The sequence below is a fragment of the Streptomyces agglomeratus genome (assembly GCF_001746415.1).
Lineage (GTDB): Bacteria > Actinomycetota > Actinomycetes > Streptomycetales > Streptomycetaceae > Streptomyces > Streptomyces agglomeratus.
On the sequence record NZ_MEHJ01000001.1, the window covers coordinates 7619486 to 7635866 of the forward strand.

Sequence of the window (16381 nt, forward strand, 5' to 3'; positions counted from 1 at the left end):
GTTGCCGCGCTCGCCGAAAAACACGGAATGGTTGTCCGCGGGGCGTGCGGAGGCGCTGCCCGGGGGCCCGGCTGGGCGGCCGGGGGTGTGGGCAGCCGAATCCGGGCGCTCCCGCCCGGTACGCCGCCGGTCTCGGATCGTCGAAGCCCTGCCCTGGCTGCTGCCGAGGGCTTGTGCCCCGGCTCGGCCCGTTGACCCGGCTTGCTTCCGCCCTCCATTGCTGTCGACGTTCGATTAGCTCACCGTCGAACACGCGAAAATCTATGTCGGCTGGAGTAGACATTGGTCAGTGGTGTGGTTATGGTTTCTCTCGTACCGCAGAGAGACCGCAGGGCCCGGCAGAGACGAACTGGCGGGCAGTAGTACCGCAGTTGCAGTGTGCATAGCGGTGCGGTGGTGGAGTTTCGAAGCCAGGGTTGTTGCAGGACGGCGACGCGACTGACGACCGGACCGGGTGGCCCGTAGTGATCAGGGGCTGCCGTGAGCAGTACCGCAGTGGCATGACCCGCAAGTGCAGTTCGCAGTACCCAGCAGCGAAAACAGTGAGCAGCACCTCGGTGAAGGCGTCGGCTGCGGACGCGCGCACCGGGAGGTTCGGCAGTGGGGTTCCAAGCCAGAGCAGACGCAGGACGGGCAACGGGGCTGGCTGCCGAAGAAGTGGCGCTCTGGCAGGCCACTGAGCAGTTCGCATCACCAGCAGTACAGCAGTACGCAGTACCCGCGTGGTAAGCAGTTGATCACCGAGGGAAGGAACGGAGGGACCGAGCGCCATCAGGATCGCCCGGGCGGAAGTCTTGAGCCCGGGTACCGCAGGACATCGACAGTGAGGTGGTCTCCGGTCAAGCAACCGCGATCCCCGCACCCCCGACAGCGTCTCGGTCGGGTCGGCGGACACAGAAGGCCGGCGCAGTAGCAGGGCCGGCAGATGGTGTAGCAGTTCCTTCGGGGCCCTGGTGCCATACGGCACCAGGGCCCCTCCATGCGTTCCGCGGAGGGCTGATGACCGCAGACGGCTGGACGACCGGACGCGCGGCCGGGGGCACAGACCGGGACTGCGCTGGTCGGGTGAATGAGGGTGGGCCACCCACCTGACACGGAAGCACTTACCACGTGAACGTTGGAAGGGGTTCCTCGCGCCGGCTGATGCAGCAGAGCTACGGCAAGGCCCGGCCGTGGCGGGTTCGCAAGAGCGGGTGGTACTACCTGTCGCTCGCGGCGACGGTTCTGGGCGCGCTGGTCCTGGTGTTCCTGGCAGTGGCGGCGTTGGTCACGCTGGTGAATGACAGGACGTTCTGGACGCCCGTCCGGTGGCTCGACCAGCACTGCGCGAAGAGCAGCCATGCCTGCAACGTCCTCCAGTCGCTGATCATGCCGTTCCTCACTCTCTCCCTGGCCACCGTCGCGTACCTCTCCTTCCGGTTCACCCGGGTGCGCAGGGCATATCTGAGGAAGGCCCGCGAAGAGCCGCACGAGCTGGTGGAGACGGCGGGTGGCATCCTCGGAAGGGTTGTGGGCCGTGACCAGCTGTGCGAGGTCCTCATGGAGGACCAGCGGGACAGCCGGTTCCGCCGTACGCATGTCGTCGTCGGCGGCGTCGGTACGGGCAAGACGGCGCTGATCGTGCTGTTGACGGAGCAGCTCGCCCGGCGCAAGGCCCTTCCCGTGCCGCTGCGCCTGCGGAACGCCGACAAAGACCTGGATTTCCGCAAGCTGGCCTTCGAACGGTTCTGCCGGGAGGTGCAGGGTTACATCCGTTCCGACGCCGAGGCGGAGAAGGTGTGGCGCCGGCTGTGCCAGCAGGGACGGATCGTCGTCCTCGCGGACGGCCTGGAGGAGGCGCTGGCCGGTGAGGACATGGCGGAGGAGCGCGACAGCGTCATCCGGCTGGCCGTCCGACGGGCCACCGAAGAGCGGCTGCCGCTCATCATCACCTCCCGTCCGCACGACTCGCTGCGCGGGATGGAAGCCTCCGTGACGGACCTGGAACCGCTGAGTGAGGAGGCCGCACTCACGTACATCTCCTCCGGCAGCGCCTGGGAGGACCGGCAGCGGCTGGACTGGATCGTGGAGAAGGCCGGCATCGCGGAGGCGCCCACGTATTTGCAGATCGCCGGCGAACTCCACGAGGAGGGCCTGCTGGAGCGGGCCGTGACCACCCGTTCCGAGGAGGAGGCGGTGGAGACGCGCGGCGGGGATCGGGCGGCACTGCGCTACCACCTGCTCGACACGTGGTTCGCCGCCCTGATCAGCGGACGCTTCCGGCCCGAACTGCCACTCGGTCGCGATGAGCGGCGCGCGGCCGTCCACTACCTGTCCGCGCTCGCGTGCGCCGGCCTGGCCTCGGACTCCTGCGAGGTGCACTTCACCGACGTGCTGGACGAACAGAACCCCTTGCGGCCCCGCTATCCCGAGATCCTGGCGGAGCTGGTGCGAAGGGTGGAGGACAGCAAGCTGGACATTCGCCTCGCCGCACACTGGGGGGCGCGTATGGGCCTGGTGGAGGTCAGCGGTGACAAGGTCCGCTTCCAGCACAGCGTGATCCAGGCCCACCTCGGAGCGCGGTTCATGAATGCCGTGATCCATCCGGAAGTGCCCGCCAACTCCAGGGAGGGACACTTCTTCCCCGCGGCGCTGGAGAGGCCGGGCCGGGAACTGCTGATCGCCATGGTGCTCTACTCCCGTACGCCAGAGGGCTCATGCCGCCACGCGGAGGAGGAGCACGGTGACGAGGCGTCGGAGGCGCACGGCGGCGGACAGCCGTGGTGCGCCGTGTCCGCCTCGCGCGATCTCCTGGTACGGGCGGCCGGCAAAGCGCAGATGGCGACCGGGGAGGACGCAGCCGATGCCCCCGGCTGCCCGGACCCGCAAGGACGGACCCCGGAGCTGCCGGATGTCCCGCAACCGCAAGGCCGGTCCGCAGAACTGCACAGGGTCCCTGACGCGCGGCAGTTATCAATACGCACGCTGCATGCCAAGGCACTCGAGCTGTACGCCGCCGCCCTGGAGATCGACAGCGTGGACGCCGAACCGCAACAGCACCTCATCGCCATGCGGCTGGCCACGGCCTGGCCGGACCTGCGTGCCCGCGATCCGCACACGCTGCGCGTAGCGAAAGGGCTGCTGGTCTCCCGCTTCGGCGATGCCATGCGCGGCGTCGCACGGAGGCGCACGCTGGTCCCCGCCTACCTGGAACTCTTCGAGATCGCTCGTCTGGAGCCGTCGTACCCCATCCGCGTCGCCATCGCACAGGAGATCGGCGCGGGCGGTGACAGCGCCTTCGAGCTGTTGCGGGCCCGGTTGCGCGGCCCGGAACTCGACCGCGACGGGACGATGGAACGCGACCCGGACTGGATGCTCGATCTGTGGGAGGCCCAGGCACCGGAGAACGACGCGGAGGGGGAGCACCGAGGACACCGACCGGTGGAGCGCGACGGGGCGCGCACCCCGTGGGAGATGCGCGAACGTGAGCAACGGCAGCGCGAGGAGCGCAGACAGGAGGAGTCCGAACGCGAGGGGGAGGAACAACAGTGGCGTGACAACACCATGTGCGCCTGGCTGGTCCCCCTGCTGGTCGGCTCCGTCACGACACAGCGCCACCAGAACACGCCCTACGAGTTCTTGGAAAGCTGGGTGCGCCGGGTCGGCGCGCCGGACGGGTCGGGCGCGCCCGCACTCGACCTGACGGTGGAGGTCGCCCTCGCCCAGGGCTTCAAGTACGCGGCGAACCGCCGCCACCGCCATCCGCATGCCCGCGCCGAGGCCCGCGAGTACCTCAGCGGGCAGGCATGGGACATGCTCAAGCGCACCCGGTTCTGGTTCACCCGCCTCACCCTCCTGCACGCGTTGACCTTGTGGGACCTGCCCGACGGGGTCACGGTGACGCGCCCCGCGCACGGACAGGGTTCCGACCCCGAGGAACAGATCCGTCAGTGGCTGGCCCTCCCGGACGGCGAGGAGCAGCACCCGTTCGTCGAGGAAGCCGCCCAGCTCTGCGCCTGGACCCTGGAGACCGGGCAGCCGGAGCGGTTTCTCTGGATCGACGAATCCGGTGTCGCGGCCCACGTCGGCTCGCAGACGGCACCGCGGGGCGAGGCACGCAAGCACCAGCTGTGGATCCCGCCCTCCACCGGCTGGAGCACCCTGCACCCGCGCGCCCAGCAGCTCCTCGCGGACGTGCTGCTGCTCCTCAACCTCGCCGAGCGGGGCGACTGGCCCAAGGACCGCCTCCGGCGCCTCAGGCACACGGCTCGACCGGACCTGCCGCCGTGCCTGACCCGGGACCGCGGCCCGCTCGACCCGACGCGTACGGTCGTCCGTACGGCCGCCTCCCAGGCCGGCTCCAACTGTCGTGACGACTGCGCGTTCGAGCTGTGCCCGTACCCGCCCAAGGGCCTCGACGGTCACCGGGTCGAGCTGAGCGAGGCGTTCTGCCGGGCGCAGTCCACCCTGCTGTCCCGGTCCTTCCTCCGCCCCCAGGCACCCTGGCAGCGACGTACGGACGTCGCCGAGCTGCGCCGGTTCTGGGAGCGGATGGGGCAGCGGGCACAGGACAACCCACGACCTCGCTGACGCCGTGCCGGACCCGCAGGGGGACTCGTGTCCGGTGGCGCCGTCGTAGACGCTTCGGGGAAGATCGGCACCGGTCGGCGGGTTGTCACGTCTGAGTCTGCGCATGTACGTGCAGAAGAGACAGGGGAGGGGAAAGGCATGTCGTATCCGGAGGCCAGATATTCCGGGGACAGGGGTGAGGTCAGCGCGGTGTTCAGGCCCGTGGACACGCCGGCCGAGCTGTCGTCGCCGAAGGGCGACGCCACGCACTATCTCGCTACGAAGGCATCCACGAACGGGGAGTTCGGTCTCTACCGGGTGGAGATGAGTGCTGGGGCCGGCGGTCCGAAGACACACTTCCACAAGACCATCTCGGAGTCGTTCTTCATCCTCGACGGGACGGTGCGGCTGTTCAACGGTGCCGACTGGGTCGATGCGAAGAAGGGCGACTTCCTGTTCGTTCCGCAGGGCGGCTTGCATGCCTTCCGAAACGATTCCGACGCCCCGGCGGAGATGCTGATGCTGTTCGCGCCGGGGGCACCGCGCGAAGAGTATTTCGAAGGGCTGTCGCAGCTCGCCGACGCGAGTGACGAAGAGCGCACCGAGTTCTTCATCAAGCACGACTCGTACTTCGTCGAGTAGAGCAAGCCGCCAATTCCGCAGCAGCGGCACCCGTTCGCGAACCGGTCACGGCGACGGCTTCGCGAACGGGACCGCTCCGGTCAGCAGCGTTTGTGACCGCCGACCTGCCGGAGCTGCGGTTCGACGCCGGCCAGTACGAGGCCGAGGTGCGAAGAGCCGCGGAGCACCGCGGTTGGGAGCGGCCGGCCGAAGCAGTCGCAAAGCTGCTGGAGGCAGAGCTGCGGAGACGCGCGGCCTCAACCGCCCGTCAGGAGCTGTTCCGTCCAGATGGTCTTGCCGGCCGCCGTGTACCGGCTGCCCCAGCGGTGGGTGAGCTGTGCGACGAGGAACAGGCCGCGGCCGCCCTCGTCGGTGAGCTGTGCCCTGCGCAGATGCGGCTGTGTTTGGCTCGGGTCGGAGACCTCGCAGATCAGCACCCGGTCCTTGATCAGCCGCAGGCCGACCGGCCCGCCCGCGTACCGGATGGAGTTCGTGACCAGCTCGCTGACGATCAGCTCCGTGGTGAAGATCAGTTCCTCCAGTCCCCAGGCGGTCAGCTGCTCCGCCACGAGCTCGCGGGCCCGCCCGACGAGAGAGGGCGCGGCGGCCAACTCCCACACGGCGGTGTCACCGGCGGACACCTCCCTGACCCGCACCACGAGCAGTGCCAGGTCGTCGTCCGGCGGCTCGTGCAACAGGGCGCCCAGGATGCCGCGCCCGATCTCGGTGACATGCCGCCCGCTGTCCGCACCGTCCCGCACACCCGCCCGGACCGCCTCCAGCTGCCGCTCCGACCGGTCGGTGCCCTTGGCGAGTGCTCCGCCGTAGAAAGCCAGTACGTCGCCGGAACCCAGGCTCAGTTCCACCGGTTCGAACGGCTGCCCGCCGGTGCCCAGCACCGGACCCGGGCGGTACGTCACCGTGCCGCTCCCTGTCCTTCCCCTGCCGGCCAGCACGGGCGGCGGGTGGCCGGCGCCGGCCAGCACGCAGGTACGGGACACCGGGTCGTAGGTGGCGTAGAGACAGGTGGCACCGGTCAGCGCGCTCGGCGCGTCCGCGTCCGGTTCCTGGCGGTCGTCGTCCTCGACGAAGCGCACCACGAGGTCGTCGAGGTGAGCCAGCAGTTCGTCCGGACTGAGGTCGAGATCGGCCAGGGTCTGCACGGCCGACCGCAGACGACCCATGGCGGCCGTGGCGTTGAGACCGTGTCCGGCCACCGTTCCCATGACGAACGCCAGCCGTGTGGAGGGGAGTTGGATGACGTCGAACCAGCTGCCGCCGATGGCCGCGGTGTTGGTGGCGGGCACGTAGATCCCGGAGGTCTCCGCGCCGGTGACGTCCATGACGGGCCTCGGTAGGAGGCTGCGCTGGAGGGCCTCCGCGGTACGGCGCTCACGGGTGTACCGGCGGGCGTTGTCCATGCTGAGTGAGGACCGGGAGCCGATTTCCTCGGCGAGGACCGCGTCCTCCTGGTCGAACGGGCGGCGCTCCGCGGTGCGCCACAGGACCAGGGCCCCGAGGACCGTGCCGCGGGCCTGCAACGGGACCAGCATGAGGGAGGCGGCCTGCGGCGGGAGGATCAGCCGTACGCGCTCCTCCTCGCCCGCCAGCACCGTGCGGAGCTCGCTCAGGTCGGGGATGAACATCGCCGAGTCCACGCGCAGATGGATGCTCTCGACGCTCCGCAGCCGGATGGTGTCGCCCACGGAGTAGCTCTCCGCCGGCCACTGGCCGTCGGCGGCCCTCACGGCGACGCGTCGCATCGGCGCTCCGGTGACCAGCTCCCCCGGTTCTTCGCCGCGCAGCACGGGTTCGGTGAGATCGACGGCCATGAGGTCGGCGAACGCGGGTACGAGCACTTCCGTCAGCTGCTCGGCGTCGCGCACCATGTCGAGGGAGCTGCCGATCTGGGCGGCGGCCGCGTTGAGGAGCGCCAGCCGCTCGGCGGAGCGCTGGTCGGCCGGTGGCAGGGGTGGGGGCCGGCGGACGTCACCGGCGACGGCGACCGGTACGGGGTGGTCCGGGTCGGCGGGGCGCAGGCGCAGCAGGAACCGTGCCGACGAGCCCTCCATCAGGGTGATGATGTCGACGTCGGCCTCCAGCCGTCCGCCGTCCGGCCGCAGCAGTCGGGCACGCGCGCTGCGCCTGGCACCCCCGACGGCTCCGGCGACGAGGCGGGCCCACAGGCCGGGATCCTCGAAGAGCGTTTCCGCATCCAGCGGCTCGTCGCCGGGGCCACGGCCGCCGATGGCCTCGGGAACGCCCAGGAGCGTCGCTGCCGAACGTGTGCCCGTCATGACCATGCCGGCGGCGTCGAGTACCAGAACAGCCGTGGGGAAGCCCGCTGCTGCGACGGGTTCTCCCGTGCCGTTGCCGCTCACTCGTGTCTCACTCCGGCAGGATCGAGGGCGCTCCTTCCTGATCTCATTACACACCTCGTGCGCGGCGTGCGCGCGCCGGTGGCGGGCGGCGCGCGGCCGCGCCCGCGTCGCCAGCCTCGCCCCCGGGGCCGCAGGTGTGTCGTGGTGGCCCGCGAGTCAGGGCGGCGGCCTGGCCGGGTGTACGCCCCGTTCGTCGCCGTCCCGCCGATGTGGCTCGGCCGGCTAGCGGCAGTACCCGTGTGCGCTGCCCATGATCCGGGCGGTCTGCTTGGAGGTGGTGCCGAGTTCCTTCATCGTCTTCTTCGCCTGGTCGGCGAGCGCCACGCCCTGGGCGGCACAGAAGGCGTTGCCGTGGATGAGGAGCGCTTCGTCGCTGATGTGCGCCATGTCGGGATAGTGGTCCCGGACGGTCTTGAGATAGAGCTTGGCCAGAACGCCTGTCAGCTGTCGCGGCTCGGCGCGGTCCGCGGAGGAACCGGCCGGAGTGGCTTCCCGAGTGGTTTTTGAGGGCGCGCCGTTGGCTGATGTCGCGGGGGCCGGGGTGCCGGGGCGGTTGTCGCCGGAGTCGTCGCACGCCGAGGTGCCGAGGCAGGCAACCGTCAGGCACAGGACGAGTATGGGCAGGCGCTTGTACATGAATCTCCTGGTCGAGGGGGAGCGGCGCTCATTCTCACCCGTGGCCGGCGCGTACGGCGAACGGATTCCTCGCCGTGCATACCGCTGTTCAGTACGGCAGGACCCATCCGTTGGCCGCCTGCATGCCGGTAATCAGGGCGGAGGTACACGCCCTGCGGGGCGGTCTGACCGTGCCGGAGCAGCACCCGGAAGGGGAGGGCCGTGACCGGGGCGTTCGCAGGGGTGTCGAGGTCGCCTTGCGGTAACTCGGCCAAGTATCTGCTGTCCCCTTCGGCGACCGGCGACATGTCCGGGACCGCTCCGCCCCGCGGCCGGTACGGGTCCCCCCCCAGGAGCGGTGCGTCACCGTGCGTCGCGCAGCTGAAGAAGGTACGCCGCAGTCAGCGCGACGGCTCGGTCCTCGTCGTACGACAGCTCTACGAGGGCACGTGACGCCGCCTCACCCGGGACGGCGGCCAGCGCCTGAGTCAGCCGGCCGCGTGCAGGGGCCGCAGTGGTGTCGTGGGTGAGGCGGTCGACGAGCCTGGTCGCGATCCGATCCGCCGTCGCGGTGTCGCTCGCCAGCACGTTCAGTGCGTCGGCTGCGTCGACGTCGTTCGTCCCTTCCACGATCATGTCGATGAGCGTCGGGACCGCATCGGCCACTCCACGCGTCCCGAGCGCCAGAGCCGCATACCCGCGGACCACGAGGTCGGGGTTCGTCAGGGCGTGTCGCAGCCGCGCGGTGGCCTCGCCTCCGGGAATCTCGGCGAGGGATCGAACGGCACGTTCGCGCACCGCCGCCACCGGTGAGCCCAGGCCCTCCGCCAGCAGTGCGGGGCCGCCGTCGCCCGATCGCGCCAACGCCCATCGGAGGGCGCCGGCGACGTTCGGCTCCGTTTCGCTCAGTGCCGCCTCGACCAGGGCCTCCACCGGCACCTCGTCGACCGAGGAAAGGGCCGCGCGCTGGCGGGCGTCGGCGCTCTTCGAGCCCAGCGACTGAAGGAGCGCAACGACTTGGAGGACGTCCTCCCAGCCGGCGGGTTCCGTGGCATGGATCCGGCGGAGCCGCGTGAGCAACTCGGTCTCGGCCGCGATGCGTTCGCGTGTCTCACGCACGAGGTTTCCGACGAGCGCCGATGGCGTGAAGCCGGGATCGTCGAGCGCGCGCCCGACCTCACGCAGCGACAGCCCCAGCGACCGCAGGCTCTCGACGTGGAAGATCCGCCGGATGTCCTGACCGGAGTACTCCCGATAACCGGAGTCCGTACGACCGGAAGGCCGTACCAGGCCGAGCGACTCGTAGTGCCGCAGCATGCGCGCACTGACCCCGGACCGTCTCGCCACCTCACCGATCAACACGTCCTATCATCCCTCCTGGCCGGACCCGCCGAGGGCCACGACGCGCTTGGCCTCCTCGATGGCCAACTCGAATCCGGCGTCCGGGTCGCGCAGCAACCGTTGTGTGGCGAGCGCGTGCGCGCGCACGCGCGGGTCGGGGACCGTGGTGGCAGCACGCACAGCAGGCACGATCACTTCACCCAGTGCGACCAGTGCCCGGCTCAGACTCAGCTGCGTCTCCCGCTCACCGCGTCCGAATTGCGTCGCCAGCACCTCGGCCAAGGCGGACTCCTCGCCTTCCGGTACGAGCACGACCGCGGCCCGCCAGGCGCTCCGCGCCACTTCGTCCTCGGCGTCGGACAGCAGCGTCCGTGTGATCGCCGGCCACGCCTGCCGATTCCCGATCTTGGACAGCGTGTGCAGCGCCTGGCTCCGCGCCTGCACACGCTCCGAGCAGACTTCGCGGACCAGCTCCGGGAGCGTCATGGACACCGGGTGGCGGGTGAGTGCCCACGTCAGCATGTCGCGGACGAAGAACTCGGGCTCGGTCGCGCATCGCTCGACGAGCTTGTCGACGAAGCGCGGGTCAGGCGCCGTGCCGATCGCCAGAGCAGCCCGCAGTCGTACGGACGAACGGCCGTCCTCCAGCCCCTGGAGCGCTCGTACCGCATCCGTGTCCTGTCCCGTGATCGTCATCTGGACCACCTCCTTGGCAAGCAGTGAAGCCCCTGCCACTGTGTCAAGGTCAAACAGGCCCGCAGGGCGATCGCCCGCACTTGGTGTGTCCCGAGCGTGTGGCGTCGGTCATCAAAGGGTGCTTGCTGCCCCGTCATACGCCGTGCGGCAGGGCTTTGCCCAGTCCTGGGACCCCCATTTACGCCCCTACGCGTAAAACGTCGACCGCCCGCCCGAGAGAGCGGAATCCGGCGCCAAGGGCCCGGCCTGGGGTTTACGGGCGAGAAGTTGAACCTCCTGGAACTGCCGACGGTCGGTGGGCTGAGGCTCGCGAACCATCCGGCCAACCTCGGCCAACCCGGACTTGCGAAGTACCGCGGCGAGGTGATCAGGCGCCCACCGATAGGCCGGCGCCACTGCGTGATCGAAGATCTGCGTCGGGTGAGACGGATCATCGCTTGACGAAAAGCCGATCAGAAGGTGGCCTCCAGGGGCCAGCACACGGTGGAACTCCGCCAGGATGACAGGGAGTTCTCGCGGGGGAGTGTGGATGATCGACCAACGCGAGAGTACGCCCCCCAGCACGCCGTCAGCGATGTCCAAAGCGGCCATCGAGCCCACCTCGAACCGCACGCCCGGGTAGCCCTGTCGCGCCAACTCGATCATCGCCGGAGAGGCGTCAACACCAAACGCCGTCAGCCCCAGCTGCTCCAAATGGGCAGTGATATGGCCAGGCCCACATCCCAGGTCCGCGACCTGGCCGTCCCCACCCGCACGTACGACCTCGGCGAAGGCACTCAATATCGCGCGGTCCAGGGGCCGGTCACGCAGCGAGTCGCGGAACAGCTGCGCATAGGTGGGGGCAGCGGCGTCGTATGCCTCGCGGGCGGCACTGAAGGCATCGTGTTCGACCATGCTCGCGACAGTAGGTCCTGGCCGCGAGACGAGCCGAGACAATCACGATCTTTCCTCCCGCCCGATCTCGTGCGCGATCATGCGTTCGTCCTCGCCCGGAGTGCGAACCCGCCACCCGACGGACCCTGCCCCGCTGCTGACACTCCCCGGCCCGACGGGCGCGAAAGGGCCCTACCGACCGCACGAGTGTGTACCGTGAGTAATCACTGCACACCTACAGTGACAATGGGAGCCGTCATGTCCATGCTGCTGATCAGGGGAAAATTCAAGGTGGAGGGAGGCGCCAAACCGGATGGCGACACCCTCCCGTTCATCCCGGACAACGTGGCCGACTGGAAGCTCGTGCCCGGGGACGGAAAGATCGTGCCCAAGGCGGACGGCCGCGCGAGCATCCGGCTCGAAGGAATCGACGCCCTGGAGACGCACTACGGCGAGAAGCAGCATGTGCAGCACCAGCCGCGGGGCCTGGCCCACGCGGCCGCGGACGAGCTGCTGAAGTTCCTCGGCTTCGACACCGTGCTCCGGGACGACGACGAGACCGTCGCGACCACGCCGGACAGCGTCCCCGGCTGGATCCTCACCCGGGGCGCCGACGCCTTCGGCCGCTGCGTGGCCTTCGTCGGCAAGGGCACCCCGCCCGTGTACAGCGGCTACTGGACGGGCATCGACGACGACCTGCTGAAGCGGACCGCCAACCACCGCCTGCTCCTCCTCGGCCTGGCCTACCCGACCTTCTACTCGGGTTTGCCCGCGTACCTGCGCGAGCTCCTCACCGACGCCTCGGAAAAGGCGAGGGCGTCCGAGAAGGGCGTGTGGAAGGTCGACAAGACCCTCGACGGGGCGAAGATCACCGGAATGGCCTCGATCACGGACGACAAGACCGGCGCGGTGATCCTGCCGAAGCTGTTCCGCCGCCTGAAGGACTACCTGGACTTCATGGGCACCGACTCGTCACTGGCCTGCTTCCCCGCCTTCCTGGCCGGAGCCTCGGACGACGAGTACCGCCTCCTTCCGGATTCCAAGACGCTTCACAGGGGCCTGCACCACATCGTCGAGGTCACCGCTGACAACACCGTGAAGATGACCCGCCACGCCAGGGACATCGTCTTCAAGGAGAAGTGAGTGACAGCCCGTCGGCGCTGCCGGCCGCAGGGTGGGGCGCGGCCACTCGCGTGAACCGGTTCCCGGTCTGCTCGACCGGTCCACGCCGTCGTCGACCGGTCCACGCCGAGCAGAGTCAGCACCCGGGACCGATCGGGGGAGACGATGTCAGGGCGAGGCCGGCGCTCCACAACTGGGCCGTCCACGTCTGCTGATCCAGCCCCGACGTGTACTCGATGCAGCACCAGCACTGCGGGAGCAGCGCCACGAACGATCGCTCCGCCGCGGTCTCCACCTCCGTCTCTCCCCAGTTGTCCGTCGCCAGGTCGGCGGGAGCGATTTCTCCGTCGGCGAGTCTCGCGGCCAGCCGGCGCAGAGCGTGGCGCTGTGCCAGGCGCGGATCAGGCAACTCGATTCCGGACTCGGCGAGTGCTTGCTCGAACGCCTCGCGGATCTCGCGGGCATCCGCATTACAGGGCCAACCGGCGAGTTCGCACAGCGTCGGGGTGCCCAGACCGGCCGCGAGTGCCTCAGCAGCGATCATCGGCAGGTCCTCTGGACGTATCTCGTCCGCCTGATAACGGCACGCCACCTCCCCCAGAGGCGTGCGCCCACGCTGCGCGAGGGCTTCCGGTTCCGGCGCCGTTCTTTCTGCTCCCATGACTCCTGCGGTGTCAGTGCCGTGCCCAGGGCATGCACCCAGGGGACGGTCCGCTCGGCACCCACCCCACGTGCTCGCCTGCACCCGCATCCCCGGACTCCTGCGAGGCACCCGTCAGTTTGCATGAACCCACCTGCCTCGACGGCCCTGGTACGGGTGGGCCCACTGCCCGGGCGACGACTGATCATCTGCTCTCTGCTGTGCGGCGGGACGGTTCGCAGTCTCGCGGCCGGGCTTGAGGCCGGGACCCTACCGGCGGAAGTGGGAGTGGTGTTCGTGCAGGAAGGCGTCGAGAGTGCGGGGCGGGCGCCCGAGTATGTCGATGACAGTGGTGGTGGGTGTTTCGGGACGGGTAATGGCGAGTTGCTGGATCTCCGTCACGTGGTCGGCGAGCCAGGTGGGCATGCCGGCGCTGAGGAAGAGGTTGTCGCGCAGCTCTTCCGGTGTGAGGTTGACGTAGCGGATCCGATTGCCGGTCAGTGCGGTCAGCCTGGAGGCGAGTTCGGGGTAGGAGACGGCTTCGGGGCCGGTCAGGGCGTAGGTACCGCCGGCGATGTCGGGCCTGGTGAGGACAGCGGCGGCGACGTCGCCGATGTCGCGGCAGTCGACGTAGTTGCAGGGCGCGTCGCCCGTCGTGCCGAGGATCACGCCCCGGGCGACGGTGGGGGCCAGGCGCAGGACGTTCGGCATGAACGCATAGGGGCGCAGGACGGTGTGGGCGAGCCCGCTGGCGCGCAGGTGTTCCTCGACGGCGTGGTGCCCGCGCGAGATGGCGACCGGGGAGTCGGGTTCGGCGGCGGGAGCGGAGATCTTGACGATGTGTCCGATGCCGGTCTGGGCGGCGATGTCGATGACGCGGGTTTCGAGTTCGACCTGTGCGGGGCTGTTGGCCATGGCGAGGAAGAGCTGGTCGGCGCCCTTGAAGGCCGTGCGCAGGGAGTGGGGGTCGGTGGCGTCGGCGTACTGAACCTCGACGGGCGGCTGGTGTGCGCCGGTTGTGCCGGGGATCGGCCTGTGCGGGGTGCGGGTCAGTGCGCGGACGGGCGTGCCGAGTGCGAGGAGGCTGTGGACCAGGGCGTTCCCGGTTGCTCCGGTCGCTCCCATGACAACGATCATTGTGTGCTCACTCCTTGGTGACTTTCCCGGCGGCGGGTGCGGCCGGGAGGCGGGCTCGGTCGGGCTCGGGCTCGGGCTCGTGGGCGGGGGGCCCGGTGACGGGGTGGCCTACGCCGGGATGCTGTGGTGGTGGTGCTGCGCCAGCGCAGGGTGACGATGGCGGTGGCGAGGGCCGCGGAGACGGGCAGGTCGATGCCCAGGCGCTCAAGCCACGGGGTGGCGGGGATCGGGGTGTGGGCGGGTAGCCATTGGGCGGTGAACCATCCCAGCAGGGCCGCCGCGCCGGCGGCGCTGATGACGAGTACGGCGGTCAGGGCGACGGTCGGTGTGGTGGTGGTCCACCGCCGGGGCCGCCCGCCGTGCCGCAGCCAGGTGCCGACCAGGAACGCCACCACGGCGGAGGTTCCGGCGATGGAGGTGCAGGCGGCCACGGCCAGATCCTGCTGCCCGGTGACGACTCCAGCGGTACCGGCCATCAGCGCGGGGGCGGCGTAGGCGGTGAGCACCTCGCGCCACAGGGTGAACGGCCGGGACGGCCGGGAGGCTGCCCGGTTCGGGCTGGTTCTGTGGTGTGTAGCGGGCATGCTGGCCTCTTTCTCGTTCGCAAGCGGGAAGTGAAGGTGTGCGGTGAGCGTCGGGCCCTGCTCTGGGCGACATGATTAGGTGGCTAACTATTACTTCATAAAAAGGGCCCTACCCGGAGGGCGGGGCCAAGCTGACTGAGTGTCGGATCAGTCGGCGGCTAGGGCCGCACTGCCGTGCACGACGCGGGCGAGCAGATCCAGGAACACCGCACGCTCCTCGACGGAAAGCCCGCTCACCATCGCCTCCAGCCGCCCGAAATGCTCGGACGCCATGTCGCGCAGGCGCTGCGCCCCACGCGCGGTCAGGACGGCAACCGTGCCCCGGCCGTCCTCTGTGGATGGGCGGCGGGCGATCAAGCCCTCGCGCTCAAGGCCGTCCAGAAGGCCGGTGACCGTGGCTCTGGACACATCGAGGTCGAGTGCGAGACGCGAAGGGGATTTCTCCCCGCCTTGGTCTTCGAGATCGGCGAGCAGGCGGTAGCGCCCCGTCGACAGGCCGAACCTGGCGAAGTGCGCCTCGGCCGCCCGGCCGACCCGCGCGCCCGCCGAGATCAGCCGCACCGCGACCAGCACCGCCTGTGGATCGACCTCCAGGCCGTAGTGCTCGACCTGTCGCCTGGCCTGGTCCAGCGTGGGCGCCTCGCCGTCGATGCCGTCCCTTGTCATGTAAGTAATATGGTGGCTAATCACTTCGGCTGTCAAGGCGCCCCGATGTCCGGCCTCGTACAGGTGGCTCACGCATCCAACTTCCACCAGGCACCGAGAAGCCTCATGCGCAGGTGACCGTGTGTCATCCCGGCGGGGGACCGGCTCCACGTTCCGTCGCTCCCTTGCGGAGGCGGCTGGTGGCGCAGGGCGCCGACGCGATGCACTGGACGCGGGGCTCGGCGGGCCGGCCGCCGACGGGTGAGCCGTGCGGGTGACGTATCCTCGCGCCACCTGCCATGCCCGCGACCGGTGAGACCCCCAGTGTGCGGCAGGCTCCAGCCGTTTGGAAATTGATGCGCGCAACCTCCATACATGCCGTTCTGGCCGGCGCCCTGGTCTTCTCCGCCTCCGCCGTCACCGCCCCTGCCGCGTACGCGACGGAGACCGGCGTGGTGATCCAGAAGCTGTCCGTGAACGGTGGCAAGCCCCTCGTCCTCGGCACCTCCCAGACCGAGTCGGTCACCCTCTCGGTGACCGCCTCGGACGACTCGGGCATCAGCAGCAACATGGCGTTCCTACAGATCGACCGCGAGGTCGGGGACGAGTACTGGTCGTACCACGGCCGCCCGACGTGCACCCCGGTCAGCGCCACCACCTCCACCTGCAAGCTCACCGTCAAGCTCGACGCGGGCTGGGGCGTGCCCCGTAACGCCCTCGCGGGCCCTTGGGATGTGACCGTCCAGCTCCAGGCCAAGGACGGCGACCTCTACAACAACGGCGGCGAGCCCAAGCACCCCGTCCTGCGGCGCGGCAAGCTCACCGTCAACGCTTCGCCGGAGCCGGTGTACAAGGGCAAGACGCTCAAGGTCACAGGCAAGCTGACCCGCGCCAACTGGGACAAGCGCACCTACGCGGGCTACGCCGACAAGCCGGTGAAGCTCCAGTTCCGCAAGGCGGGCACCAGTACCTACACGACCGTCAAGACCGCCTACACCAATAGCTTCGGCAACCTGTCGACGACGGTCACCGCCTCGGCCGACGGTTACTGGCGCTGGTCCTTCGCGGGCACGTCCACCACGTCGACGGCCAATGCCGCCGGCGACTACGTCGACGTGCGCTGACGACTCGACCGCTTGCGGCCCCGCCGTGACGGGGCTGCAAGCGGCGACCTCGGA

The 16381-nt window shown here is 69.6% G+C and carries 13 protein-coding genes; 4 read left to right on the forward strand and 9 right to left on the reverse strand.

The genetic code is table 11. From position 1 onward, the window contains the following. The first annotated feature begins 1110 nt into the window (after positions 1 to 1110). Together AS594_RS33370 and AS594_RS33375 are read left to right on the forward strand one after the other, a co-directional pair. A complete protein-coding gene (locus AS594_RS33370; RefSeq protein WP_069774890.1) occupies positions 1111 to 4569 on the forward strand; it encodes an NACHT domain-containing protein in 3459 nt (1152 codons plus the stop codon). Between the two features lie 138 nt (positions 4570 to 4707). Further along, positions 4708 to 5190, forward strand: coding sequence for a cupin domain-containing protein (locus AS594_RS33375; protein WP_069774889.1), 483 nt, complete (start codon positions 4708 to 4710; stop codon positions 5188 to 5190). 236 nt (positions 5191 to 5426) lie between these two features. Here the strand turns inward: AS594_RS33375 and AS594_RS33380 are convergent, their stop codons facing one another. From AS594_RS33380 to AS594_RS33400, 5 genes are all read right to left on the reverse strand, one after another. Further along, positions 5427 to 7550 carry an ATP-binding SpoIIE family protein phosphatase gene (locus tag AS594_RS33380; RefSeq protein ID WP_069774887.1) on the reverse strand — a complete coding sequence of 708 codons (2124 nt, stop codon included), beginning with the start codon at positions 7548 to 7550 and terminating at the stop codon, positions 5427 to 5429. Between the two features lie 222 nt (positions 7551 to 7772). Further along, on the reverse strand, positions 7773 to 8186 hold the full coding sequence (locus tag AS594_RS33385) for a hypothetical protein (RefSeq protein ID WP_069774886.1): 414 nt from the start codon (positions 8184 to 8186) through the stop codon (positions 7773 to 7775). Between the two features lie 342 nt (positions 8187 to 8528). Further along, a complete protein-coding gene (locus tag AS594_RS33390; protein ID WP_069774884.1) occupies positions 8529 to 9527 on the reverse strand; it encodes a MerR family DNA-binding transcriptional regulator in 999 nt (332 codons plus the stop codon). Between the two features lie 6 nt (positions 9528 to 9533). Next, complete coding sequence (locus AS594_RS33395; protein WP_069774883.1) at positions 9534 to 10202, reverse strand: HEAT repeat domain-containing protein; 669 nt, start codon at positions 10200 to 10202, stop codon at positions 9534 to 9536. Between the two features lie 186 nt (positions 10203 to 10388). Then, positions 10389 to 11096: a class I SAM-dependent methyltransferase gene (locus tag AS594_RS33400; RefSeq protein ID WP_069774882.1), complete on the reverse strand. Its 708-nt coding sequence runs from the start codon at positions 11094 to 11096 to the stop codon at positions 10389 to 10391. A 237-nt stretch (positions 11097 to 11333) separates the two neighbouring features. Between AS594_RS33400 and AS594_RS33405 the strand changes: the two genes are divergently transcribed. Continuing rightward, on the forward strand, positions 11334 to 12218 hold the full coding sequence (locus AS594_RS33405) for a hypothetical protein (protein WP_069930125.1): 885 nt from the start codon (positions 11334 to 11336) through the stop codon (positions 12216 to 12218). A gap of 115 nt (positions 12219 to 12333) precedes the next feature. Here the strand turns inward: AS594_RS33405 and AS594_RS33410 are convergent, their stop codons facing one another. The 4 genes from AS594_RS33410 to AS594_RS33425 form a co-directional block, all read right to left on the reverse strand. Further along, positions 12334 to 12741, reverse strand: coding sequence for a hypothetical protein (locus AS594_RS33410; protein WP_069774881.1), 408 nt, complete (start codon positions 12739 to 12741; stop codon positions 12334 to 12336). A 366-nt stretch (positions 12742 to 13107) separates the two neighbouring features. Then, positions 13108 to 13974 (reverse strand): SDR family oxidoreductase, encoded by an 867-nt coding sequence (locus AS594_RS33415; protein WP_069935701.1) that lies wholly within the window; start codon positions 13972 to 13974, stop codon positions 13108 to 13110. Next, positions 13971 to 14558 carry a hypothetical protein gene (locus AS594_RS33420; RefSeq protein ID WP_240509145.1) on the reverse strand — a complete coding sequence of 196 codons (588 nt, stop codon included), beginning with the start codon at positions 14556 to 14558 and terminating at the stop codon, positions 13971 to 13973. The genes AS594_RS33415 and AS594_RS33420 overlap by 4 nt, the downstream gene beginning before the upstream one ends. Positions 14559 to 14705: 147 nt before the next feature. Then, on the reverse strand, positions 14706 to 15224 hold the full coding sequence (locus AS594_RS33425; RefSeq protein ID WP_069930961.1) for a MarR family winged helix-turn-helix transcriptional regulator: 519 nt from the start codon (positions 15222 to 15224) through the stop codon (positions 14706 to 14708). A 335-nt stretch (positions 15225 to 15559) separates the two neighbouring features. Between AS594_RS33425 and AS594_RS33430 the strand changes: the two genes are divergently transcribed. Further along, complete coding sequence (locus AS594_RS33430) at positions 15560 to 16327, forward strand: hypothetical protein (protein WP_069931967.1); 768 nt, start codon at positions 15560 to 15562, stop codon at positions 16325 to 16327. Positions 16328 to 16381: the final 54 nt, after the last annotated feature.